The organism is Pseudovibrio sp. SCP20 (assembly GCF_057774105.1).
This window is the reverse complement of the sequence record NZ_JBYMDH010000005.1, coordinates 184,519-207,815: the sequence shown is the minus strand read 5'-3', so window position 1 is coordinate 207,815 and position 23,297 is coordinate 184,519. Positions and strand designations below refer to the sequence as shown.

21 protein-coding genes are annotated in these 23,297 nt (G+C 53.4%); 6 read left to right on the top strand and 15 right to left on the bottom strand.

What is annotated here, in order from left to right:
- Positions 1 to 15 precede the first annotated feature (15 nt).
- From AC3CB2_RS19150 to AC3CB2_RS19135, 4 genes are all read left to right on the top strand, one after another.
- Positions 16 to 1,689 carry a bifunctional protein tyrosine phosphatase family protein/NAD(P)/FAD-dependent oxidoreductase gene (locus AC3CB2_RS19150; protein ID WP_352935646.1) on the top strand — a complete coding sequence of 558 codons (1,674 nt, stop codon included), beginning with the start codon at positions 16 to 18 and terminating at the stop codon, positions 1,687 to 1,689.
- A 90-nt stretch (positions 1,690 to 1,779) separates the two neighbouring features.
- Positions 1,780 to 3,528 carry a SulP family inorganic anion transporter gene (locus AC3CB2_RS19145; protein WP_008548908.1) on the top strand — a complete coding sequence of 583 codons (1,749 nt, stop codon included), beginning with the start codon at positions 1,780 to 1,782 and terminating at the stop codon, positions 3,526 to 3,528.
- A gap of 94 nt (positions 3,529 to 3,622) precedes the next feature.
- Entirely contained in the window at positions 3,623 to 4,393 is a 771-nt protein-coding gene (locus AC3CB2_RS19140; protein ID WP_352935650.1) for a hypothetical protein, read from the top strand.
- 111 nt (positions 4,394 to 4,504) lie between these two features.
- Positions 4,505 to 5,089: a TetR/AcrR family transcriptional regulator gene (locus tag AC3CB2_RS19135; protein WP_352935653.1), complete on the top strand. Its 585-nt coding sequence runs from the start codon at positions 4,505 to 4,507 to the stop codon at positions 5,087 to 5,089.
- Positions 5,090 to 5,096: 7 nt separating this feature from the next.
- On the opposite strand, the gene AC3CB2_RS19130 is transcribed toward AC3CB2_RS19135, so the two are convergent.
- Positions 5,097 to 5,897, bottom strand: coding sequence for an alpha/beta hydrolase (locus tag AC3CB2_RS19130; RefSeq protein ID WP_352935656.1), 801 nt, complete (start codon positions 5,895 to 5,897; stop codon positions 5,097 to 5,099).
- 250 nt (positions 5,898 to 6,147) lie between these two features.
- Between AC3CB2_RS19130 and eat the strand changes: the two genes are divergently transcribed.
- Entirely contained in the window at positions 6,148 to 7,467 is a 1,320-nt protein-coding gene (eat, locus tag AC3CB2_RS19125; RefSeq protein ID WP_352935659.1) for an ethanolamine permease, read from the top strand.
- 6 nt (positions 7,468 to 7,473) lie between these two features.
- Here the strand turns inward: eat and AC3CB2_RS19120 are convergent, their stop codons facing one another.
- The 11 genes from AC3CB2_RS19120 to AC3CB2_RS19070 form a co-directional block, all read right to left on the bottom strand.
- Positions 7,474 to 8,307 (bottom strand): methyltransferase domain-containing protein, encoded by an 834-nt coding sequence (locus tag AC3CB2_RS19120; RefSeq protein ID WP_352935662.1) that lies wholly within the window; start codon positions 8,305 to 8,307, stop codon positions 7,474 to 7,476.
- 503 nt (positions 8,308 to 8,810) lie between these two features.
- Entirely contained in the window at positions 8,811 to 9,323 is a 513-nt protein-coding gene (locus AC3CB2_RS19115) for an invasion associated locus B family protein (RefSeq protein WP_352935665.1), read from the bottom strand.
- A gap of 14 nt (positions 9,324 to 9,337) precedes the next feature.
- Positions 9,338 to 10,243: a YadA-like family protein gene (locus tag AC3CB2_RS19110; RefSeq protein ID WP_352935668.1), complete on the bottom strand. Its 906-nt coding sequence runs from the start codon at positions 10,241 to 10,243 to the stop codon at positions 9,338 to 9,340.
- 582 nt (positions 10,244 to 10,825) lie between these two features.
- Positions 10,826 to 11,416, bottom strand: coding sequence for a cytochrome c3 family protein (locus tag AC3CB2_RS19105; protein ID WP_008549330.1), 591 nt, complete (start codon positions 11,414 to 11,416; stop codon positions 10,826 to 10,828).
- An 11-nt stretch (positions 11,417 to 11,427) separates the two neighbouring features.
- The gene (locus AC3CB2_RS19100; protein WP_008549041.1) at positions 11,428 to 11,889 is read right to left on the bottom strand and encodes a nitrate reductase cytochrome c-type subunit; all 462 of its coding nucleotides are present in this window, start codon (positions 11,887 to 11,889) and stop codon (positions 11,428 to 11,430) included.
- An 8-nt stretch (positions 11,890 to 11,897) separates the two neighbouring features.
- Complete coding sequence (gene napA, locus AC3CB2_RS19095) at positions 11,898 to 14,396, bottom strand: nitrate reductase catalytic subunit NapA (RefSeq protein ID WP_008548986.1); 2,499 nt, start codon at positions 14,394 to 14,396, stop codon at positions 11,898 to 11,900.
- A complete protein-coding gene (locus tag AC3CB2_RS19090; protein ID WP_008549174.1) occupies positions 14,393 to 14,731 on the bottom strand; it encodes a chaperone NapD in 339 nt (112 codons plus the stop codon). The genes napA and AC3CB2_RS19090 overlap by 4 nt, the downstream gene beginning before the upstream one ends.
- Complete coding sequence (locus AC3CB2_RS19085) at positions 14,724 to 15,242, bottom strand: ferredoxin-type protein NapF (RefSeq protein ID WP_008549417.1); 519 nt, start codon at positions 15,240 to 15,242, stop codon at positions 14,724 to 14,726. The genes AC3CB2_RS19090 and AC3CB2_RS19085 overlap by 8 nt, the downstream gene beginning before the upstream one ends.
- A gap of 9 nt (positions 15,243 to 15,251) precedes the next feature.
- Positions 15,252 to 15,431 carry a periplasmic nitrate reductase, NapE protein gene (locus AC3CB2_RS19080; protein ID WP_008548957.1) on the bottom strand — a complete coding sequence of 60 codons (180 nt, stop codon included), beginning with the start codon at positions 15,429 to 15,431 and terminating at the stop codon, positions 15,252 to 15,254.
- A 371-nt stretch (positions 15,432 to 15,802) separates the two neighbouring features.
- Complete coding sequence (locus AC3CB2_RS19075) at positions 15,803 to 19,033, bottom strand: efflux RND transporter permease subunit (RefSeq protein ID WP_352935675.1); 3,231 nt, start codon at positions 19,031 to 19,033, stop codon at positions 15,803 to 15,805.
- Positions 19,034 to 19,036: 3 nt separating this feature from the next.
- Positions 19,037 to 20,167 (bottom strand): efflux RND transporter periplasmic adaptor subunit, encoded by a 1,131-nt coding sequence (locus AC3CB2_RS19070; protein WP_352935677.1) that lies wholly within the window; start codon positions 20,165 to 20,167, stop codon positions 19,037 to 19,039.
- Between the two features lie 179 nt (positions 20,168 to 20,346).
- Here AC3CB2_RS19070 and AC3CB2_RS19065 point away from each other — a divergent pair, with 179 nt between their 5' ends.
- Positions 20,347 to 20,916 (top strand): TetR/AcrR family transcriptional regulator, encoded by a 570-nt coding sequence (locus tag AC3CB2_RS19065; protein WP_352935680.1) that lies wholly within the window; start codon positions 20,347 to 20,349, stop codon positions 20,914 to 20,916.
- A 26-nt stretch (positions 20,917 to 20,942) separates the two neighbouring features.
- On the opposite strand, the gene AC3CB2_RS19060 is transcribed toward AC3CB2_RS19065, so the two are convergent.
- The 3 genes from AC3CB2_RS19060 to AC3CB2_RS19050 all read right to left on the bottom strand — a co-directional run bounded on the left by AC3CB2_RS19060 (position 20,943) and on the right by AC3CB2_RS19050 (position 23,184).
- Positions 20,943 to 21,389, bottom strand: coding sequence for a PaaI family thioesterase (locus AC3CB2_RS19060; protein ID WP_352935683.1), 447 nt, complete (start codon positions 21,387 to 21,389; stop codon positions 20,943 to 20,945).
- A 74-nt stretch (positions 21,390 to 21,463) separates the two neighbouring features.
- Entirely contained in the window at positions 21,464 to 21,961 is a 498-nt protein-coding gene (locus AC3CB2_RS19055) for an invasion associated locus B family protein (RefSeq protein WP_352935686.1), read from the bottom strand.
- A 17-nt stretch (positions 21,962 to 21,978) separates the two neighbouring features.
- Positions 21,979 to 23,184: a YadA C-terminal domain-containing protein gene (locus tag AC3CB2_RS19050; protein ID WP_352935689.1), complete on the bottom strand. Its 1,206-nt coding sequence runs from the start codon at positions 23,182 to 23,184 to the stop codon at positions 21,979 to 21,981.
- Between the last annotated feature and the right edge of the window lie 113 nt (positions 23,185 to 23,297).

Here is a 23,297-nt window from a genome sequence, read left to right as displayed (position 1 = left end):
AGGAGGGGAAACATCATGGATATCAAGAGTATCAGCTCATCACTTTCTGTCTGTCCGCAGATCACTGCGCAAGACGTTCAGAAAATTGCGGACCTGGGCTTCCGCAGTATTGTTTGTAACCGCCCGGATGGGGAAGGTGCAGACCAGCCGGTGTTTGACGAGATTGAAGCAGCGGCGAAAAAGCTGGGTTTGGAAACTCGCTATCTGCCGGTGATCTCCGGCAAGGTGTCTGATGAAGATGCCGAGGCCTTTGGCAAGGCCATGAACGAAATTCCGCGCCCTGTGCTGGCCTACTGCCGCACTGGCACACGCTGCGCCACCCTTTGGTCTCTCAGTCAGGCTGAGACGATGACCGTGGCTGACATTCTGGCAGCGACCAAATCTGCTGGCTATGACATGGCAGGCGTTGTGCGCCGCATTGCCAATGGCGGCAGAACCCCGACAGATCGCGCGGATGCGTCCTATGACGTTGTGATTGTTGGTGGCGGAGCCGCGGGCATCGCCGTGGCAGCCAGCCTGAAATCCCGAAAGAGCGATCTTGATATCGCTGTTATTGATCCTGCTGATATTCATTATTATCAGCCGGGTTGGACCATGGTTGGCGGTGGCGTCTTTAAAGCCTCCCAGACCGCCAAAACCATGGGCTCCCTGATACCGCGAGGCGTGCACTGGCTCAAATCTGCGGTGGCCGCGTTTGAACCGCAAGACAACGCGGTCATTCTGGATGGCTGCCGTGTCGTGAAATACGATCGCCTTGTGGTGTGCCCCGGTCTGAAGCTGGACTGGCACAAGGTGGAAGGTCTTGTGTCCACGCTTGGCAAGCACGGCGTAACCTCCAACTACCGCTACGATCTGGCGCCCTACACCTGGGAGCTGGTCAGCGGCATGAAAGAGGGCCGTGCGATCTTCACCCAGCCGCCGATGCCGATCAAATGCGCTGGTGCTCCGCAGAAAGCGCTTTATCTTTCAGGCGATTACTGGCGCAAGCAAGGCGTGTTGAAGAACATCGACATCCAGTTCCACAACGCTGGTGGTGTTCTGTTTGGCGTGAAGGAGTATGTGCCTGCGCTGGAGAAGTACATTGATCTGTACGACGCAAACCTCAACTTCTTCAACAATCTGGTTGCCATTGATGGGCCAGCGAAGAAAGCGTGGTTTGATGTGGCCAAGCCGGATACGCCGGTGGAGCGGGTGGAAGTGGACTTCGACATGATCCATGTCTGCCCTCCACAGTCCGCACCGGATTTCATCCGCGTCTCGCCACTGGCTGATGCAGCAGGCTGGGTGGATGTTGACCACATCACCCTGCGCCACAAGACCTACACCAACATCTGGTCACTGGGTGATGTGATGAACGCGCCAAATGCCAAGACAGCAGCGGCTGCGCGTATGCAGGCACCGATTGTTGCAGAAAACCTTGTGGCCGATGTGGAAGGCAAGACACCATCTGCACAGTACAACGGCTATGGCTCCTGCCCGCTGACCGTTGAGCGGGGCAAGATCGTTCTGGCCGAGTTCGGGTATGGCGGCACTTTGCTGCCGAGCTTCCCCACATGGCTGCTCGATGGCACCAAACCAACTCGTGCTGCGTGGATCCTGAAAGAGCAGATCCTGCCACCGGTCTACTGGTGGGCGATGCTGCGCGGCAAGGAATGGATGATCAAGCCTGAGAAAGTTAGCGCAAGCTAAAATACAAGTTGCAGCCTTTGCTGAATCAATATCATGTATCCGGGGGAGCTTCTTCCCCGGATTAATCAAAAGCACTTTGAAGGCAGACCCATGTTTTCCTCGGCCTTTCGGCGATACCTGCCCGTTTTCGATTGGGGCAGAAACTATAATAAAGACAGTTTTTCCAATGACATGATTGCTGCAGTGATTGTGACGATCATGCTGATCCCGCAATCTCTTGCCTACGCTCTGCTTGCCGGTCTGCCACCGGAAATGGGGCTCTACGCATCCATCCTTCCGATTATTCTTTACGCCATTTTTGGCACCAGCCGCGCTTTGGCCGTTGGCCCTGTGGCTGTTGTTTCTCTGATGACTGCCGCTGCCATTGGCCAGATCGCAGAAAGCGGAACAGCCGGCTACGCCATCGCCGCGCTGACGCTTGCCATGCTCTCTGGCGGCATTTTGCTGCTGATGGGTGTGTTCAAGCTCGGCTTCCTCGCCAACTTCCTCTCCCACCCCGTGATCGCAGGTTTCATCACCGCCTCCGGTGTTCTGATCGCCAGCAGCCAGCTCAAGCATATTCTGGGCGTGGATGCCAAAGGGCATACGCTGGTGGAGATTGTGGTATCCATCTTTGAGCATCTGGGTGAGGTGAACCTAGCCACGCTCCTGATTGGTGTGTCCGCTACGCTGTTCCTGTTCTGGGTGCGCAAGGGCATGAAGCCTATGCTGCTGGAGATGGGACTGAAGCCACGTCTTGCTGATGTTCTCACCAAAGCTGGTCCAGTGGGTGCTGTTGTGGTGACAACTGCAGTTGTCTGGATTTTCGGGCTCGATCAGTCAGGCGTAAAGATCGTCGGTTCTGTGCCACAAAGCCTGCCACCGCTGACCATGCCAAGCTTCTCCAGCGAGTTGATCGGCGCTCTGTTTGTGCCAGCTCTGCTCATTTCCATCATCGGCTTTGTGGAGTCTGTCTCTGTTGCCCAAACGCTTGCTGCCAAAAAGCGCCAGCGCATTGATCCGGATCAGGAGCTGATCGGCCTCGGCGCTGCCAACATCGGTGCGGCCTTCACGGGTGGTTATCCGGTAACCGGTGGGTTTGCGCGTTCTGTGGTGAACTTTGATGCTGGTGCCGAAACACCTGCGGCGGGCGCTTACACAGCGGTTGGCCTGGCTATTGCGGCTGTTTCCCTCACGCCTCTCATCTTCTTCCTGCCCAAGGCAACATTGGCGGCGACCATCATTGTGGCTGTGCTGTCCTTGGTGGACTTCAGCATCCTCAAGCACAGCTGGAGCTACTCTAAGTCAGACTTCTCAGCGGTGGCTGCAACCATTCTGCTGACGCTTGGTTTTGGGGTAGAAACCGGTGTGTCTGCGGGCGTGATCCTGTCTATCGCGCTCTACCTCTACAAGACCTCGCGGCCTCACATTGCTGAGGTTGGTCTGGTGCCAGGGACTGAGCACTTCCGCAATATCAACCGTCATGAGGTGCTCACCAGCCCGCAACTGCTGACCATCCGCATCGATGAGAGTCTCTATTTCGCCAACGCGCGTTTTCTGGAGGATTACATCTATGATCGTGCGGTGGATGATGACTGCCTCAAGCATGTGGTGCTGCAATGTTCTGCGGTGAATGAGGTAGACTTCAGCGCTCTGGAATCTCTGGAAGCCATCAACCACCGCCTGCAGGATGCCGGTATCCAGCTGCACCTTTCTGAGGTGAAAGGCCCGGTGATGGATCGTCTGCAACGCTCGCATTTTCTGGATGAGCTCTCTGGCCGGGTGTTCCTCTCGCAATATCAAGCGCAAGAGGAACTCGCTTCCGTCTGTACCCGCCAAACAGCTCAAGCTCCTGCCTGATTAACCCCCCTTATCAGGCAGTGCTAAGAGACCCCGTGGATCCCCTCCACGGGGTTTTTGTGTGATAAGGAGTAGGTATCTACGAGGAAGATCGATGGCACCTGAAGCAGAATTACTCTCCAGCCTATGTTTTCAAGTTGCTCGTGTTTTGAATGAATCTCTCGTTGATCCTCAAGCAAAGGATGGTGCTGAAGATATATACGATTACGGTCAAGCACCTTACACGAGCGCTTGCTGGTTGTTGGTACGTTTTGATGTCCTTCAGGATGTCACCAACAACACGTTCAATGTCATTGTGCCTTTTGAAAAAATCAAAGAGCACCTCGATCTGGTCGATCCAGAAAAGCTCTTAAAAGAGAAAGACGAAATCTTCCGGATCTTTCTGCGCTGTATGCTGGATTATCGAGAGGATCTCTCCTCAGAACTAGATCCATTTGATGTTGCGACGATAATGGTGCCAACGATGGAGCTGTTAGTGCAGTGTGGCTATGCCGAAAAAATGCAGGATATGTATCGTTGGACGCCGGAAATCACGGATCATATGATTGCGGCACTCGAATGGGTTGAAGATCAAGGGCGTGCCTTTGCGCTTCGAGATGTAGATACGTCAATTAGGTGTGATGAAGTTTGGTTTCGTATCACACCGTGGCATCAGCATTTTTTGGCTTTGAAGTGTGCCACAATGAGCGATGATCAGCTTTGGGATTACATTTACAAGCGCCTGAGAACAGACCGGCTATGTTTCTTTGAGATCCCGGATGAGGAGCGATGCATACCACCTCGAAATCAAGATGAACTCGTTGCTGAACTGCGAGCGCGACTGGAAAAAGTAAGGTCACGCCAGCCGTTCTGGACGTGGCTCTAAGTTCAGTTAGGGATATTACCCGAATACCTCCCTTCGCCCACTTGCCGATCAGTGCTCCTGATTTATGCTGTGCGGCAAGATGTTAGGTGTGGATGGGCGTGGGAAGCAGCTGTGGGGCGTAAGAGCTTAAAGGTAGAGAACACCAACCGGATCCTCGATGCTTTTGAGAGATGCATTGAGGCTTACGGCTTACGCGGTGCGACGCTGGAAGTGGTTGCCAAACAGGCGGAGATGGACCGGCGCATGGTGCTTCACTACATCGGCAAGCGTGAAGCCCTGGTGACTGCGTTGGTGGAGCGGATTGTTGCCCGTTTTGAAGAAAATGCATTGGACTTTCTGCGGGATCAGCAAAGCGAAGATCTGCAAAGCGTTCTGCTGGAGTATCTGTTCAGCTCAGAGTTCAATACGCACCCAAGCACGCGACTGGTCGCGGCCTTGCTGCCGGAAGCGTTGCATGATGACCAGATCCGGCCTGCGGTGAAATCCATCTACGATGCCTTTCACCAAAGCGTCGCGGGTTTCCTTCGTGAGATTGCTCCCCAAGCAGACGAAAGCCGTTTGGAGCACACGGCATTCCAGATCATGTCACTCTCATTCGGTGGCGGCTGGATGACCAACATCGGCTTCCAGCCAACTCTGACCGAGGCAAACAAGGCATTGGCGAAAACACTGTTAGCCGATCTTGCTGCCTCTTAAGGCGTAATCAGTTCTTTTCCAGCTCTTCAGTTTGCGGGACGATGTTGTTCTCCCTAACCCATTGATCAAACTCGCGCATTGTGTTCTTGAGCTCTTTGCCCACCATCATCACGTGATCGGAGTCAGGCAGAACCACAAGCTTGCCGTTTTTCTTGTAGCGGTTGGCGGTGACGCGGGCGATGCGTGGGGCGACGACGCGGTCTTTGGCGCCGCCAAGGATGAGCACGGGAGTGGTGATCGCATCGACGTCCACCCAGGAAGAACGCTGCGGATCAAGGAACCAGAAGCCCATATCCATGTAGGCGCGGCCAGATTCCAGCTTGAGGGAATAGAAGAACTCTTTCGCCTTCTCTTCAGTCTGCTCGTTGACCACGGACCAGCGGAATTCCTCCCAATGTGGGTAGAGCGGTTTGCGCCAAAAGCCCCATTGCAGGAAGTGCTTGTAAAACGTGCGCAGCATGGATGGGTAGAACGGGAACATACCCCAGGCAGGTGCGGGGGAAAGCAGCAGAAGGCCTTTGTTTTCAACGCGGGCAGCCACAAGCTGAGCCAATAGGCCACCCATGGAAACCCCGCCAATGATTGGCGGCTCATCCAATGTTTTCACGAAGTCCACCAGATCATTCACATAGTCCATCAGCCGCACTGTGCCCAGTTTGAGCGCCCCTTCCCAAACGGGTAGATCATGATAGCGCAGAATAGGCGTGTGCACGGTGTAGCCTCGTGCTTCCAGCTCTGCGCGCATCTCATCCCAGTTGCTGGCATGCCCCCACGTGCCATGGATGAGAACAATCCCTTTCTTAGCCATCTCTTCGCCCCCTCCCAGTGCAAAGTTTATCCCATCAAGCTTAGCTTGTGCCCGTCCCAACAGGCAGAGCGATGCATAATAGATTCTCTATGATGGGAATTTATGCAGAAATGATGAGAAGGGTCAACAATACGCCAACTGATGCTAATGGTGCAGTCCGAGAGAATTGGCGGGTGTCGGGCATTGGTTGTGGCGGGGTAAGCTGGTGCCATTCGGCTGGGTTCAGCGTTTGTGGCAGGCTTCATTCTCTATGAAAGATAGCGAGACTTCTCAGCTTCAAAAAGGAGCAGCGGGCTGGTTTTTACTGGCAACGCTTGGGGTTTCCTATGTGATTTCGGGCAGCTTTGCGGGGTGGAACTTCGGGTTCGCAGTGACAAGCTGGTTCGGCATGATGATCGCCGTGGCGCTGATGGGGCTCATGTACTTCTGCCTCGTCCTGTGCCTCGCGGAGATGTCTGCGGCTTTGCCGAGCGCTGCGGGTGGTTATCGGATTTCGCGGAAGGTTATGGGCGATACTGGAGGCTTTGCGACGGCGCTTGCAGTTTTGCTGGAATACTCCATCGCACCCGCAGCCATTGTGATCTTCATCGGCCAGTACCTTGAAGCGCTGCTGGGGATCAATGGACCCGTCGTCTACGCCGTGTTCTATCTCCTGTTTATCGGAGTGCATCTGCTTGGCGTGGGCGAAGCCCTGCGGTTTATGCTGGTGGTGACAGCCTTTGCGGTGCTTGCCATCGCAATCACTCTGATCACCCTCGGCCCACACTTCAGCCTCGCCAATCTGGTGGTCGCTGACAGCACTGAACCGGCACAACAGAATCTTCTCGCGTTTGATGCGGTGTCCATTTGGACGGCGTTTCCGTTTGCGATGTGGCTGTTTCTGGCTGTGGAGGGGGTTCCGTTGGCAGCTGAGGAAGCCAAAGACCCTGCCGTTGATCTACCGCGTGGGATTATCGGGGCCATGCTCTTTCTGCTGATAAGCGCGTTTCTGATTGTCGTGCTCGTGCCCGGTGCCGCGACTTCTGAAGAGGTCGGCTATTATGGCGCCCCACTGGTGGATGCAATGAAGCATGTGCTGGGAGAGGACTCTGTTCTGGCAGACTTCGTCAATCTGGTTGGGCTTGCCGGTTTGATTGCCTCCTTCTTCTCCATCATCTTTGGTTACAGCCGTCTGGTCTTTGCCATGTCTCGTGAAGGGTATCTGCCACGCTTCATGTCTGCAATCAGCTCGCGAAAAGTGCCTCACTGGGCACTGATCATTCCCGGCGTGATCGGGTTCATTTGCTCGCTGACGGGGAAGGGCGAACTGATGATCAACATCGCTGTTATTGGTGCGACGCTTTCTTATGCGCTGCAAAGTGTCAGCTATATTTTGCTGAAGCGAAATCATGCTGATTTACATCGGCCTTACAGCGCTCCGGGCGGACAGAAGACGGCTTATGTCACGCTGGCACTCTCATTCTTAGCGCTCACTTCGTGCTTTGCGTATGATGTAGGCGCAGCCTTAATCGCGCTGGGGCTGATGGGGCTGGGTGTTGGCTATTATGTTGTGCTGGGCAGGCGGGCTTAACGCCGGTTACGCCGCTGGCTTGGAACCATAGAGCTTGATGGTTTTCACAGTGCCGGAAAGCTCGTTGACGGCTTTGGTCAGCATCACCTCTCTGGAAAGGCCCAGATGTTTGGAGAGTTCGTCCAGAGCGATCGGCAGTTCTTCTTCGATCAACTGCTTCAATGCGGCATCCTCATAAGTCATGCGGTCGAGTATTTTCAAGCCTGTGAGGCCAGCCTGATGAGCAAGCTCAAGATAAGCCGCCTCAGACACGGCGCCCGAAATGCAGGCGGAGAGAAGGTCCTGATGCAAATGCATCCAATTAGGCAGCGCCTCCGCAATCATGTCGGAGATCATGAGATGCCCACCGGGTTTGAGCACCCGGTAAACTTCCGCAAACACTGCAGGTTTGTCTGCTGACAGGTTGATAACGCAGTTTGAGATGACCCAGTCTATGGAGCTATCCGGGAAGGGGAGATCTTCTATAACACCCTGATGCAGTTCGATGTTCTGAAGGCCATGCTTGTCGCAGTTGCTTCTGGCCTGTGCGATCATATCTTCACTGACATCGATGCCGATTACTTTGCCTGATGGTCCGGTTTTCTCTGCTGCAAGAATCAGGTCAAGCCCTGCACCAGATCCTAAATCCAGTACTGTCTCTCCTTCTTTAATCTGAGAAAATGCCAGTGGGTTGCCGCAACCAAAGCTGGAGCCTAGGAGGTCCTCGGAGATTTCTTGAGCATCGTAATCCGGCGCAAGAACCTGCTGAAAGGTGTTCCTGCCTTTCGTGTCTGCAAGCTTCTCCGCATAGAACGCTTCGATGCTCGCGACATGAGCTGATTTTGCTTTGTGGCCGGTCATTGGCATCACCTTCCTGATGAGGTGGTAACTCCGCTTCGGTCTGGATGCATAGGTAATCTTAGTTTGCGCAAGGGTGAGCGGGCAAACGCCAAGCAATGTTAGGCAAAAGGAAGCGTTAAACACCGATGAGATCCACTCGGGGAATGCACTAAGCAGTTTGTGCGGGAGAGGATCGGGGGACGCGATGAAATTCCCGGCTTGATAGGCTCTTTCCAGCCACTTCCTTACGAAGCAGCAGCGCGTGTCAGTCCGCGCAATCGGAGAGTTAGGCACTCCGATCGAAGCAAAGCCTGGTAAGGAGGTGGTATGTTAGATGAACCTTGCAATAAAGCTTAAACTAAAGCTGAGCATGACAAGAGCCCGGAACCGACTGATCATCCTTTTCCGAGCTCTTATTCAAGTCGTCTAGCGACGGGAGTGGGGGGCGAGAGCCTCCCATTCCTATCTTCCTCAATATAAACCTCAAAGCTTAAGGCTTCAACCACGGGTCTTGGCAGGCAAAATCAGCCAGTTGTCTCGTCCGGCAGCAGCACTGCCATGCGTTTGGTGAACTCATCCCAGCTGCGGGTAAAGCCGATCAGGGAGTAATTCAGCGCCAGCTTTTTGCGGTCGCTGGACTTGGTGACCACAATGGACATAGCTTTGCCGCGTTTGAGGAAGTTGACGATGGCCTTGTTGGCGTTGAAGGCGGCCTCGCACCCGTCTGGCTGACAGGTGATCAGCTTTGCGTCGAACAAGGCATCATCATCGATACCAATCTGGATCCCACTGGGAATGTGAATTCCGAGCGGCAGCTTGAGAATTGCGGCGTAAACATCTTTATCAAGTTTGCGAAACATGATGGAGTTGATGAGAGCGCCGTTATCAAGCCGGATCTCAGCGTAGACTTCGCACAAGTCGCTGCTGCATTTGACGGACCAGTCCTCTTCATTGGAAGGCTCAGTGGTGCTGTACGCGCTTGCACTCTGAAAGAAAAAGAAAAGTGCCGCTGTCAGCAGGGTCCAGATCGGTTTCATGATCTACATCCTCGTTAGAAGGAGAAGCCCAGACCAGCGCCAGCAGTGACGTTGTTGCTGAAGTCTGTTGCCACAGATGCAGTGACAGCCATGTTTTCAGTTGGCCGGAAGGCAACCTTCAGAGCAGAAGCGCCTTTGCCTTTGAAGTGACCGAAACCGCCGGATACGGAGAAGCCATGCTTGCCACCCTGAAGGACTGGCGCGTTTGCAATCGCAACTGCCATGGCCACACCACTGCGCAGTTCATCAACATCGTTCTCCAGTGACACGATGCGATCGGTGTTGGAGGAGATGTTGGCAGCGTTGGTTGCGATGTTGGTGGTGTTTGTCGCGATGTTCTGCTCGTTCACACCAATACGGGAGGTATTAGACGCGATATTGGTGGTGTTGGTGGCGATGTTGGCTTTGTTCTGGTCGATGGAAGCCAGGTTGACTGCAATTGCATCTGCATTGGTTTTGATGTCGTCAACGTTGGTTTGGATGTTAGTTGCATTCAGCTCGTGTGCAGCTTTGTTTGAAGCGATTGCGGTTTTGTTGGTTGCAATATCGCTCAGGTTTGTGCTGATTGCAGACGCATTTGCGTCGATACGCAGCTTTTCTGCATTAAGCGCGCTCTGGTCAGCTTTGCCGTTGATCTTTGTTGCAAGTGCAGAGCTCAGATCCGACTCGTCAACGGAGTCGTTGATCTTCGCCTGAAGAGCACTGCTGAGGTCCGACTCATTAATATCACTTATGGTTGCAGTGATGCCGGTTGCTGAACCGGTCTGACCAGCAGTTGTTGAACCGCTTGCAGAGCCACTGGTGACGGAGCCACCGGTGGTGGTTACGGTGCCGTCAGATACGGTGATATTAGCGGCGTGAGCGGTGCTCATGCCTGCGATGAGGGCCACGGCAGTAGCGGAAAGCTTCAATGCGTTCATCTTCTTATGTCCTTTCAGATGGGTGAAGCTCGCGTGCGCGTCACCCGTTCCAAATTCTGTCAGGCGCGGCGTGTCGCTTGCCGGCCTGAACTGAAGACGAGTTTATTAGTTCCGCAAAATCAACGACTTGCAGATGGGGAATGCTCTAATATTCTCGATTTCCCAGAAGCATATGGCGCTGGTATTTTACCGGAGTGTCAAAAAGCACTTGCGTGAAACTGGGGAGGTTACCTTGGGACATAGGGCATAACCCTAGGGTGAAATTATCAAGAAAAATTCAGGCGGATCTTGCAAAGGTTAATATTTGTAAACATTCGTAAAATGGCTGGAAATGAGGTGACTCTGGGGTATTTTTCAGAAAATTCTGAGATGAGTGATTTTCTTATAATTTTAATTGATAAAATATGGGAATAGGTGTGGACAAGAAAAACCCCGCGGTTTCAAACCGCAGGGTTCTTGGATCTGAGCTGGTGACAGGCCCCGGATATCTCCACGTGCACTTGCACTTCACGCTTTGATGTCCAGTTATGTTGCCAGAGCTGTTTGAGGTGTTTGACCGTAACCAATCAAACAACCGTGCTCTTAGTGACCTTCTTTCAGCAGGCTCAGATCTGGTAGCTTGTGTGCGATGCCTTTGTGGCAGTCGATACAGGTCTTCTCGCCAGTTACGAGGAATTTCTCGTGCTGTTCAGAAGCCCTCACACTCTGACGTGTAAAGTCCATGGACTCTTCACTGTGACAGTTACGGCACTCGAGGGAGTCGTTGGCTTTGAAGCGAGCCCACTCGTGGCTTGCCAGCTCAAGACGCTTGCTCTCGAATTTCTCTGGCGTGCTGATTGTGCCAAAGATTTTGCCGTAAACTTCCTTGGATGCCTGGATCTTACGGGCAACCTTGGATGTCCAGTTGTGAGGCACGTGACAATCAGGGCAAGTCGCACGCACACCAGACCGGTTGGTATAGTGAATGGTGGTCTTGAGTTCCTGATAGACAGTGTTTTCCATCTCATGACAGCCAATACAGAATTCTTCTGTGTTGGTGACCTCCAGGGCGGTGTTGAAACCACCCCAGAAGATGATGCCGGCGACAAACCCGCCAAGTGTCAGAAAGCCGAGGCTGTAATGGACACTAGGTTTGCTGATGATCTGCCAGAACCGTTTGATAATTGAAATCATGCCTGGCGCTCCTACTTCTTAGCTTCGCCTTTGAGCACTTCATCAACGTCAACGAATGTGTTCTCAACCAAAGGCTTGGATTCGGTCTGAGGCACGTGACACTGGGTGCAGAAGAAGCGGCGAGGGGATACAGACGCCAGGAACTGGTTATCACGGTTCATGAAGTGCGTGATAGAGATCATTGGAGCCTGAGACTGCTCAATCGCTTTACGGCTGTGGCAGGTCATGCATTTGTTCAGACGCTTATCGATCTGGTAGCCGTCGATCTTGTGAGGGATCAGAGGTGGCTGCTCAGGGTAGTTACGCACCTGACGTTCGTCGCTGTTCACGACTTTCGGGATACGCGGTGCGGCATCCTGAGTCAGGATGTCCGCGTTGCGCAGTTCGTTGATGGAGTCAGCTGCAAAAGAGCTTGCTCCACCGAGGACTGAAAGTGCAAAGAGGCTTGCTACAACAAGTTTCAGAAGTTTCATGGCGTACCTCACACGGCTACGATCTTGACCGCGCACTTCTTGAAGTCGGTCTGTTTAGAAAGTGGATCGGTTGCATCCAGTGTCACCTTGTTGATGAGCTGGCTTGCATCGAAGAACGGTACAAACACGAGGCCTTTTGGCGGCTTGTTACGGCCACGGGTCTCAATGCGGGTGGTGATTTCGCCACGACGGGAGATCACGCGCACTTCAGAACCACGGCGCAGGCCTTTTGCTTTCGCATCATCCGGGTGCATGTAGCACAGAGCGTCTGGAACTGCTTTGTACAGCTCAGGTACGCGCTGGGTCATGGTGCCGGTGTGCCAGTGTTCGATCACACGACCGGTGCAGAGCCAGAAATCGTACTCTTCATCAGGCATTTCCGGTGGTGCTTCGTAAGGCAGTGCGAAGATGCGAGCCTTACCGTCTTTATGACCGTAGAACTCGTAACCTTTGCCCTTGCCAACGTACGGGTCAGAACCTTCGCGGAAGCGCCACTGGGTTTCTTTGCCGTTTACGACAGGCCAGCGCAGACCGCGCTCCTGATGGTATGTGTCGAAGTCTGCCAGATCGTGCGCTTTGCCGCGACCGAAGGTGGCGTATTCTTCGAACAGGCCTTTCTGAATGTAGAAACCGAAGTCTTTTGCTTCCTGGTTCTCGTAATCAGGGTTCAGCTGAGACACTGGGAACTTGTCAACCTGACCGTTTGCGAACAGGACGTCGAAGAGTGTCTTACCGCGGTATTCTGGTGCTTTTTCAAGCAGTTCTTCAGGCCATACGTCTTCAACTTTGAAGCGTTTGGAGAACTCAACAGTCTGCCAAAGGTCAGACTTTGCTTCACCCGGTGCGTTTACCAGCTGGTTCCAGAACTGGGTACGACGCTCAGCGTTACCGTATGCGCCTTCTTTTTCCACCCACATAGCGGTTGGGAGGATCAAGTCAGCAGCCATTGCAGAAACGGTTGGGTATGGATCAGAAACCACGACGAAGTTTTCTGGATTTCTCCAACCTGGGTAGATCTCTTCAACAACGTTCGGGCCAGCCTGCATGTTGTTGGTGACCTGGGTCCAGTAGAAGTTCAGCTTGCCGTCTTTAAGCATACGGGACTGCAGAACAGCGTGATAACCAGGCTTTGCAGGAATTGTGCCTTCTGGCAGTTTCCAGATTTTCTCTGCAATTTCACGGTGTTTAGGGTTCTTCACAACCATGTCTGCTGGCAGACGGTGTGCGAAGGTACCAACTTCACGTGCAGTACCACAAGCGGATGGCTGACCAGTCAGTGAGAATGGACCGCAACCTGGCTTGGAGATTTTACCGGTGAGCAGGTGGATGTTGTAGAACATCTGGTTGACCCAAACACCGCGTGTGTGCTGGTTCGCACCCATGGTCCAGAGGGACATAACCTTCTTGTTTGGATCAGCGTAAAGCTTCGCCAGTTCCAGCAAGCGGCTTGCAGGAACACCTGACATCTTCTCAGCGTATTCGAGAGTGTATGGCTTAACAAACTCAGCATACTCTTCGAAGGAGATCTCTTTAGAACCACCTGCTTTGTCTGCGTTTTTCGCAGCTTTCTGCAGTGGATGCTCAGGGCGCAGGCCGTAACCGATGTCTTGGTTGCCAAGACGGAAGTTGGTGTGCTTGCTGACGAAGTCCATGTCCACGGCTTCGTTCTCGATGATGTAGTTTGCGATGAAGTTCGCAATCACGAGATCGGTCTGTGGGGTGAAGACCATTGGGATGTCAGCAAGGTCAAAGCTGCGGTGTTCGTAGGTGGACAGAACAGCAACTTTAACATCCGGGTTGGACAGACGACGGTCAGTCAGACGGGTCCACAGAACCGGGTGCATTTCTGCCATGTTGGAACCCCAGAGCACGAATGCGTCTGCGTTCTCAAAGTCGTCATAGCAGCCCATTGGCTCATCGATGCCGAAGGTACGCATGAATGCGCCCACAGCAGAGGCCATGCAGTGACGTGCGTTCGGGTCAATGGTGTTGGAGCGGAAGCCGGCTTTCCAGAGCTTTGCAGCTGCGTAGCCTTCCCAAACAGTCCACTGGCCTGAGCCGAACATGCCTACAGAGTAAGGGCCGTTCTTTTTGATCGCTTCTTTGGCTTTGTCAGCCATGATGTCGAAAGCTTCATCCCAGGATACTGGAGTGAACTCGCCTTCTTTGTCGTACTTGCCGTCTTTCTTACGCAGCAGTGGCTGCTCAAGACGGTCCTTGCCGTACATGATCTTGGAAAGGAAGTAGCCTTTCACGCAGTTCAGGCCGCGGTTAACCGGGCTCTTCGCGTCACCATGTGTTGCAACAACGCGGCCGCCTTTGGTTGCCACCATGATGGAACAACCGGTGCCGCAGAAACGACAAGCAGCTTTAGACCATTTCAGGTCGGTTTTGCTGGAGTCAGTAACAAGGTTAGACGCTTGTGCCGGAAGGCTTGCCCCGGCCGCGGCTGCTGCAGCTGCAACGGCCTGCGCCTTGATGACAGCGCGTCTTGTTAGTTTAATCATGAGCAAGTCCCCTCGGGTTGAATGTCACCCTGATCAGAAATCACAATTGAATTGAGGTCGGTGGTGTCGGTCTGATGGAAAATGAGTGATGCGGTGATCACGTGATCCATTTTCTGGATCTCGGTCAGCGCATTGGCGATGTCGCGCTCGCTCGTGGTTTCCAACGTCACGATAATCTTTTCGGTGTCAGGCACATCCGCGATCTCAGCAGAAGGCATCTGTTCGATGGCCGCGCAAACCTGGTCCCGCTTTTCCGGGATTGCCTGGATCAGCACACTGGAAATGTGCCAGACCCCGGCAGGTTCTTCGCGCTCAACGGCTGTTGCATTACGCATTTGCTAAGCTTTCCTGGCTCGTGTTGCTTTGGTCGTTCAAACTGATGGCATCCACTGGGCAGGCCACGAGGCAAGCGCCGCAACCGCTGCACTGGTCTGCGTCCAGTTGGATCTGTCCTGCTGGTGGTGTGCGCAGGTCAAACCGGAGAGCTCTTGGGTCACAGCAGTCAGTGCAGGTCCGGCAGGAAACGCCTTTCTGCAGCAAGCAGGCCTCTTGCTTTAAGTCTGCTGTAAGTCTCCAGGGTGCTTCTGAAAGGTCGAAGAGACCGTCTTCAGGGCACGCTTTTGCGCACTCTTCACAAAATGTGCATTCGCCAACACCAGGTTTCAGAAATGGCCGGTTATCATCGCTGAACAGAATGCCTTCCGGGCAGGCTTTGACGCATTCAAAGCAACCGGTGCATTTGTCTTCAATCCGCTGTTCGCTGGTCCATGGCGGACGAAACGGGTTCGCCACTTCTGGTTTAGCGCTTAAACGGGTAAAGAAAGCTCTGCGAGATAGATTGGCCACTGTCACCTCTTAGAATGATGGTGGGCCAAGCAGGATCTGCGACATCCAGATAAGGAAACCATATCCGGCAACCGCTGCTGTCATCAGAACTGGAGCCAGGACAACTGCCAGCAACAAGAATGCTGCGCGCTCGCGACCTTTGCTCACTTCTGGAGTGGTAGTCTGGGTGTTTTGGCTTATGCCAGCCATTTGCGTACTCCGGTCTAACAGCTGCTTTTGGCAGCTATTGATTGGAGCAGACACCGTTACGTTATACGTGCCCGCTCGTACGCGCAGGAACCTAGAGGAATTGTAAAAAGTACAAATTGAGTGCAATCAATTTTGAATTAGTAGATTTTTTCTCTTTGATATTTCGCAATATATAAGTGCATGATGCATTTCTAATATATAATCTATATTAGTATATTCAAATATAGTGAAGTTTAACCTTTGAGGAATCGCTAATATATACTTAGTGGCGAAATTCTGCGGATTCACAGTGGGTTAAATAGCAGATTTCGCAAGGTAAGTCCTTAACAAAAAACGGCCTCCGCTAGGGGAGGCCGTATCGTAAGGTTCATTTAGGCTTTTTCTAGAGGGAAACCCTCAGGTTTTATATCTCCGTTATTCTTTGGGGATTTTTCTAAAATCGCCTGCTTTTCCTCTGCCTCGCGAGCCTCTTTTCGCTCCATTTGCGCATATTCCAATGCCTTATCGCGTTTGCCGAAGAAAAAGACGCGAATATCTTCTGCTGTGGCGACAAGTACTGGAATCAGGATCAAAGTAATAAGCGTCCCGAAAATCTCCCCGTAAGCAAGAGAGACAGCAGCCGGGATCAGGTACATGGCCTGCTCGGAGGTTTCGCTCATCAGCGGCATCAGACCAGCAACAGTTGTTGCCGTAGTCAGGAAGATCGCCTGGAAGCGATCCATGCCGCTGCGCTCCGTCGCCTCGATGTGCTCGACACCCTCCTCACGCAGATGAAGGTAATGAGTGACCATGACGAGGGAGTCGTTGACGATCACACCGATCAGCGCCAGCAAGCCGAAGATCGACATCATGCTGAACGGGATGCCGATGATGGCGTGGCCCAATATGGCCCCGACAACACCGAATGGCACCACGGACATAATGATCAGCGGCTTGAAGTAGGACTTCAGCGGGATCGCCAACAGCACAAAGATGAGGAAACAGGTGATGATCAAGGCGCGGTTCATGTTGCCTTTCACTTCACCCATTTCCTCCAGTTCGCCACCCTGCTTAATTTTCACGCCGGGATACTTCTGTTGTAGTTGGGGCACAACGGAGGTGAAGATATCCTGACCCAGCTCAGCAGGAGCAACGATCTGTTTGTTGATGTCAGCTTCGATGGTGGCGACCTGATCGCCGTTTCTGCGGTACACGAACCCGGGCACATATCGTGCCTCGATGTTGGCGACAGATTGCAGGGTGACCCAATCCCCGTTTGCGCTGCGCAAGCGGGATTGCAGCAGGTCTTCAATGGCGTCACGTGCGTCCAGTGTGTTCCGGACAATGACGCGGACCTCTGAGTTGCCACGCTGGATACGCTGAGCCTCACCACCACCAAACTGGTTGGAGACCTGACTTGCGAGCCGCTCAGCGGTAAAGCCGAGATGGCGTGCTTCAGGTTTCACTGTCAGACGCAGCTCTGGCTGGCCTGCCTTAAAGGTGTCGCGCAAGTTGCTGACACCGGCACGTTTGCCAAGCTGTTCCATCAGCTCAGCACTTGCCAGCTTTAATTGCTCTGCGTCTTCGCCAAACAGACGGATCTTGAAACCGCCACCGATTTCTTCAAAGCCCGAGAAGGTGAGTTTGGAAACACCTTCCAAAGTACCGGTACGGTCCTGCCATTCACGCAGAATATCTGCTGTCTTGGCTTCTCCGCGTTCTTCCAGAGGACGCAGCTCTGCGTAGATGGTCGCATTGGTGCTGTCCGAAACAATGCGGAAGATGTTCTGGATGACGCCACCCACATCCGGCTGTTCCTCGGCATATCGCCGATCTACCGCATGGGCCATGTCTTCGATCAGCGTGATGTTGCTCTGTGTCAGGTTGAACGGAGCCCGTGGATCCATCTCCATATTCACCACGATGTACTGTCCTGGAATTTCCGGGAAGAACACCGAATGGATTTTGCCCTTCCACATCAACCCAAACACGAGCGCGGCCACAGCAATGAAACCGACCAACACAGCATAGCGCTGGCGGATCGCCCATTTGAGGGTAGGAAAGTAGATGGTGTCACGGAACCAGAACAAGCCGCCGCGTGCCACACCCTGCACCTTGCCCCAGGAGCGGGAGAAGATGTTTTGCTTCTTCTCATCCAACGAGATGTAAGCAAGGTGTGCTGGCAGAATGAACTTACTCTCAAACAACGAGAACAGCAGCGCCAGAATGACAATGCCGGAGAAGCTGCCAAGGATCTTGCCGAGCTCGCTCTTCATCAGCAGCATCGGGAAGAAGGCCGCCGTTGTTGTCAGCACACCGAAGATGGTGGCAACAGCGACTTTATGGACGCCCTCAGCTGTTCCCTTCAGTGGGTTCGCATAGCGCTTGCGTTGTTCAAAAACGCTTTCCCCCACGACCACGGCATCATCGACGAGGATACCGAGGGCAATGATGAGGCCGAACGTGGTGATGTCGTTGAGCGAGTAGTCGATCCAGCCCGTGGTGGCCACAGCAAACGCACCAGCCAGCGAGATCGGGATCCCCATTGCAACCCAGAAGGCCAGCTTCATGTTGAGGAACAGCGACAACATCAGCAGCACAAGCGCCAGCCCCTGAAGGGCGTTGGAGCTGAGAAGGCTGAGACGATCCTCAATGTAATCACTGGAGTTGCCCCAGACATCCACCTTTACACCGCTTGGCAGTGTGCTGCGGAAGTCCGCGATGATGCTCTTCACATCCTCAGAGACATTAATAAGGTTGTCTTTGCGGCCAATCAGAACTTCCAGCCCGACAGACTCTTTGCCGTTGAAGCGGGCTTCCATATCAATGTCAGCAAACGCATCTTCTACCGTGGCGATATCGCCCAGAGTTGTCGTGGTACCATCTTCCCATTCGATGATCGGAATACGCTCGAAGTCGGCTTTATAATAGGCCTGACTGTCAGCGCGCAAAGAGATGTAGCCACCCTCGGTCTTCAGCGTGCCACCCGGGAAGTAAAGGGATGACGCGCGGATGCGGTTCATCACCTGCTCAGGCGTCAGGTTCAGGCGCTCAAGCGTGTACGGCTCCAGCCCGATCTTGATCTGCTCAGTTTGTAGGCCCCACTGTTTCAGGCGGGACACTTCCGGGCTGGCCAGCAGCTTGTTGCGCAGTTGACGTGCAATGCGCTGCAAGGTTTTGAAATCAGCATCCCCATAGACCTGCACAAACATGGCAGGCATATCCATGCTCTCTTTTTCAATAACAGGCCGCTCCGCTTTCTTCGGCAGATTGTAGATGCCGTCCACTTTGAGGCGGATGTCATCCAGAAGCGTGCTGAGTTTGGTGTCGCTGGTCTTCTTAACAGAGACAGTCGAGAGCCCCGGCTGCGAAAGTGAGCTGATGTGTTTGACACCGGCCAACCCTTCCAGCGCCTTCTCCACCTTGCGCGTGATCTGCTTATCAACCTGCTCCGTGTAGCCATTGGGTAGAACAGTGGTGATCGTCACCGTATCCGCAGGCAGCTTAGGGAAGCCCTCGATGCGGATGTTCATAAGAGAAGACACCCCGACAAGCAGGATGAACGCCATTATGAGATTGGCAGCGACCGGATTTCGGATGAACCAGTTTGTGAGCCACGACATGGGTTAGTGCCCCGCTGGTGTTGGGGCAACATGCTGACCCGGCAGGAATGCAGCCATTGGCAACTGAACAACGCGTTTTTCACCTAAATCGCGCAAAACGTCGGGCATATGAACGATGATGTCTGTGTCATCGCGGAAGATGACGTCAGCTTCAAAACGTTGCAGTTCGTCTTTGTTGTTCAGGAACCATATGAAGCCTTCCTGTGTCAGCGCCGTTGCTGGCAGCTTCAAGCTGTCTAGAACGGTTCGGCTTTGCAGTTCCACGGTGACGAACTCGCCCGGTAGAATGGAAGTCTCAGGCGTGTTGACCACTTCCAGAAACAGCTGATACCGGCGGGATTTAGGGTCAAGAAACCCACCTCCGCGCTGGATTTTGGCAAGGCCAACCATTTCCTTGCTGGAGTTATAGATCTTGGCCGGAAATTCCTGCCACGCCTTCTCCAACAGATCCCACTGGTCTTTATCCAGCGAAACGGTGATGTCCAGCTGCTCTGCGTCCAATAGAGTAAAGAGCGTATCACCCACAGAGATGCTTTGGCCGATGCTGACATGGCGCTTGGTCACAAAACCGCTGAACGGAGCTTTGATGGTGGTCGCGTTCACATCATACTGAGCGACTTTCACCTTCTGAACCGCGGCTTCCAGCGCTTTCTCAGCAACGCGTAACTCCGGAATGTGCACTGCCATTTCCGGCGGCTCTTCCTGCGGATTTACGGCACGCCAGTTTTTCAGCGCAAGTATGTGCTTGTTCTGCTTTTTCTTCAGATTGAATTCGGCGGTGGACTGCTGGTATCTGGCGTCTTCCAGCTGGGCTTCATAGGTATGCTTTTCCAATTGAGCCATGGCATCGCCTTTGGCAACCTGCTTGCCTTCCAGTGCCTGGGGAGCAACTGAGAGCAATTTGCCGGAGACCTGTGCTTTCAGGTCAGCCGTCCAGCGTGGGCGAACTTCCGCAAAAACAGAGATATGGCCGGTGTTGTCGTTTGCCTGTGCAGTCACATAGCTGACAACCGGCAGCGCAACTTCTTTTTCTTCAATGTCGACATCACTTGTGTCTTCGAGCGAAAGAACATAGGTACCAACAGCTCCCAGCAGCACCAGTGCCGCTGACAACCACACAATCCGCTTGGACATTCAGTGCTCCTGAGCAATAGGTTAAATGAGGCAGATTTCAGAGTTTGTTGAAGGCCTATGAAATGACCGGTTATCGCTGAGTGAACGCCTCGTGATCACACAGATCTTGATTTATGAGACGGGTGTGTATCATAATATTTACATGTGAGACAAGTATGTCTCATAAAATGAGGGTAAAAATGTTGTTGCGTGATAAAAGGGCTGTTAAGTCCCGCAGAGCCCTGATTGAAGCCGGACTGGCAGAACTGCCTGTAAATCCAACGGCTTCTCTCACGGAAATAGCGGAGATTGCCGGAATTGGCCGTGCCACGCTTTACAGACACTTTGCTTCTCGTGAAGCGCTGATTGAGGAAATTCTGGCGGTCAGCTTTGATGATTTGGTCAACGCGTTGATGCCGATGGAGAACGAAAACCTCCGCGGTAAAAAAGCCATGCTGCGTGCTGTGGAGCTGATGATGCCGCTGGCCAACAAGCTGCGCTTCCTCTCGACCTTCTGGGTGGAAGGAGAACGCGTTCTGAGCAAAGACCCTCGCTATGCGATGATGGAAAACGAGACCATCCTGGCCATTGAGCAAGCCAAGGAAGATGGTGACATCCGCAAAGATATGCCGACGCGGTGGGTGATGAACACCTACGACATGCTCATCTTTACTGCGTGGGATATGAACGCCAGAGGAGAGGCTAGTATTGAGGAAGTCACGCGGTTGCTGACAACCACGTTCTTTGAAGGGGTTAGCCCTAAGTCCTGACGGCTCAGGCGAGCCGCTTCACGTGCTCACGCATCATCAAGCCGTGCTACTCTTTGCGGGGCGCGCTTGAATGGGCCGGTTGCCGTGGCAATCAGCTGGTTCTTCTCATCAAACAGCTCTGCTTCAGCAAACAAGGTAGACTTGCCACCACCAATCACTTTGCCTTTGGCCACCAACCGCTTGCAGATTGCCGGGGCGACGAAGTTGACGGTGAGAGACAGCGTCACAAACGGCTGTTTCCCGGTTGGATCAACAGAGGCACTGCATGAGGCTCCGCAGGCGTTGTCCAGCAACATAGTCACGATTGCTCCGTGAACCACCCCGCTGCGGTTGGCGTACTTCGCATCGATATCCAACGCACAAATTGCCGTGCCTTCTTCTGGAAACAACTCCAGCTCATACCCAATAAACCGCTGAAACTCGGTCTCGTCGCGAATGGAAATGGATTTATCGGTGTTGAATGAGTATGTCACAGCAGCCTAGTTCCCCTCAGGTCCTAGGCATATCAGTAGCTTACTCTCTCTCAGAAATCCATCTGACCATCCGGCTACGGCATCAGGATTTCCATGCGTTTGTGGAACTCGTTCCAGTTGCGGGTGAAACCCATGAGGGAGTAGTTGAGGGCCAACTGCTTTCTGTCGCCTGCCTTGCGTACAAGGATTGACATCTTTTCACCGCGCTTAAGGAAGTCGACAACCGTCTGGTTCGCAGTGAATGCAGCTTCACAGCCATCCGGATTGCAGGTGATCAGCTTCGCCTGAATAATAGCAGCCTGATCTATGCCGATGTTGATGCCGCTTGGGATGTGAATGCCCAACGGCAGTTTTACAATGCCGGCGTAAGTGGTCGCGTTGAGTTTGCGGAAGGCGATGTTGTTGAACAGCGTTCCGTTTTGCAGGCGGATCTCGGCATACATCTGGCATTGCTGCCTGCTGCATTGCACGGACCACTCTTCTTTCGCTTGAGCGGAGGAAGGAGCGAGAAGACCCCCGCCATGGAAAACCATGGCGAAGGCGACACAGAGAAATGTGAGAAGTCGGCTCATTTGCCTCTCCTGCTAAATTAGAATGAGAAACCCAGACCAGCACCGGCTGCGACGTTGTCATCAAAGTCGGTTGCGACGGAGGCGGTGATTGCCATGTTGTCCATCGGCATGAACGCAGCTTTCATGGAACCCGCAGATTTGCCTTTGAAGTGACCGAAGCCGCCTGAGAGGGAGAGGCCATTATAGCCGCCCTGAATGATTGGCGCGTTGGCAATTGCGATTGCCATGGCGACACCTGCTTGCAGTTCGTCTACATCTTCTTCCAATGAGACGATGCGCGAGCTGTTGTTGGCGATAGCGTCGCTGTTAGCAGTAATCCGCTCTGCATTGCTGTTCACAGCGGCAACAACGCTGTTGCGTGCCGTGCCGGTGAAGGTTGAGTTCAGATCAGCCAGTGAACCGACCTTTTCGTTCAGCTTGGTGACTGCAGATACCACGGTGGTGTCTGCCGGTGTTGGAGCCTGAAGATCGCTTGGCAGTGTACTGATGTCGCCGATTTTGGCATCAACGGCGTTGAAAGAAGCCAGAATACCGTTCGCCAAGCCTTCGCCATTTGCCAGCGCCTGAGCGGTTGCGCGGCCTGATGCATTGGCACCATTTGCGGTGGTGAATACGCTATAGTCTTCGTGAGGCTGTTGCTCAGTGGTATAATCGCCGACAGCAGTCCCAAGTGCAGCCAGATCTGCGGCCATGTCAGCCGGCAAAGCGCCACTGGTGAAGTCAGCTGCTACCGGGTCCGCCGGGGCGTCCATGGTGATCTTTTCGCCGGCAGCTGCTTTGGCTTCCACGTGATCCAGATAGGCTTTCCATTCGGTCTTGGCTGTCGTTCCGTCTTTCAGCGCCCCTTCAATCGCACGGACATCTTCAACCGGCGTTCCGGTTGCATTTTTCAGCGGGTCTTTCACTGCATCCGAGATCGCTGCAGGGGCTGTTGTCTGAACAGTGCCGAACAGTTTTTCAAAATCGCTGATGGTCTGAGCGTTGTTTGCGATGTTCGCGGCGTTATCGTTGATCTCGTTTGCGAAGATGCGGTCGACCCTTTGGTGTTGAGTGAGTTGGGCTGCAGTGCTTTCATCAAAGGCGGTGGCCGCATTGTCGGAAGAGCCTGTGTAATGGGTCACCACATTGCTGCCGTCAGTGGTGATGGTAATTGTGCCCGCGTGTGCCATGCCTGCACTCGCCAATAACGCGATGAATGCACATGAGTATTTAAGATGAGTCATAGTATAAACCCTGTTTTAAACAATAGAAACTGAGTTAAATACTGCCGCCAGAACCTGTTGAGTTGGCATGCAGAAATTGTTCTGTCGCGTCAGGCGAGCAGTTGGTGGAATGC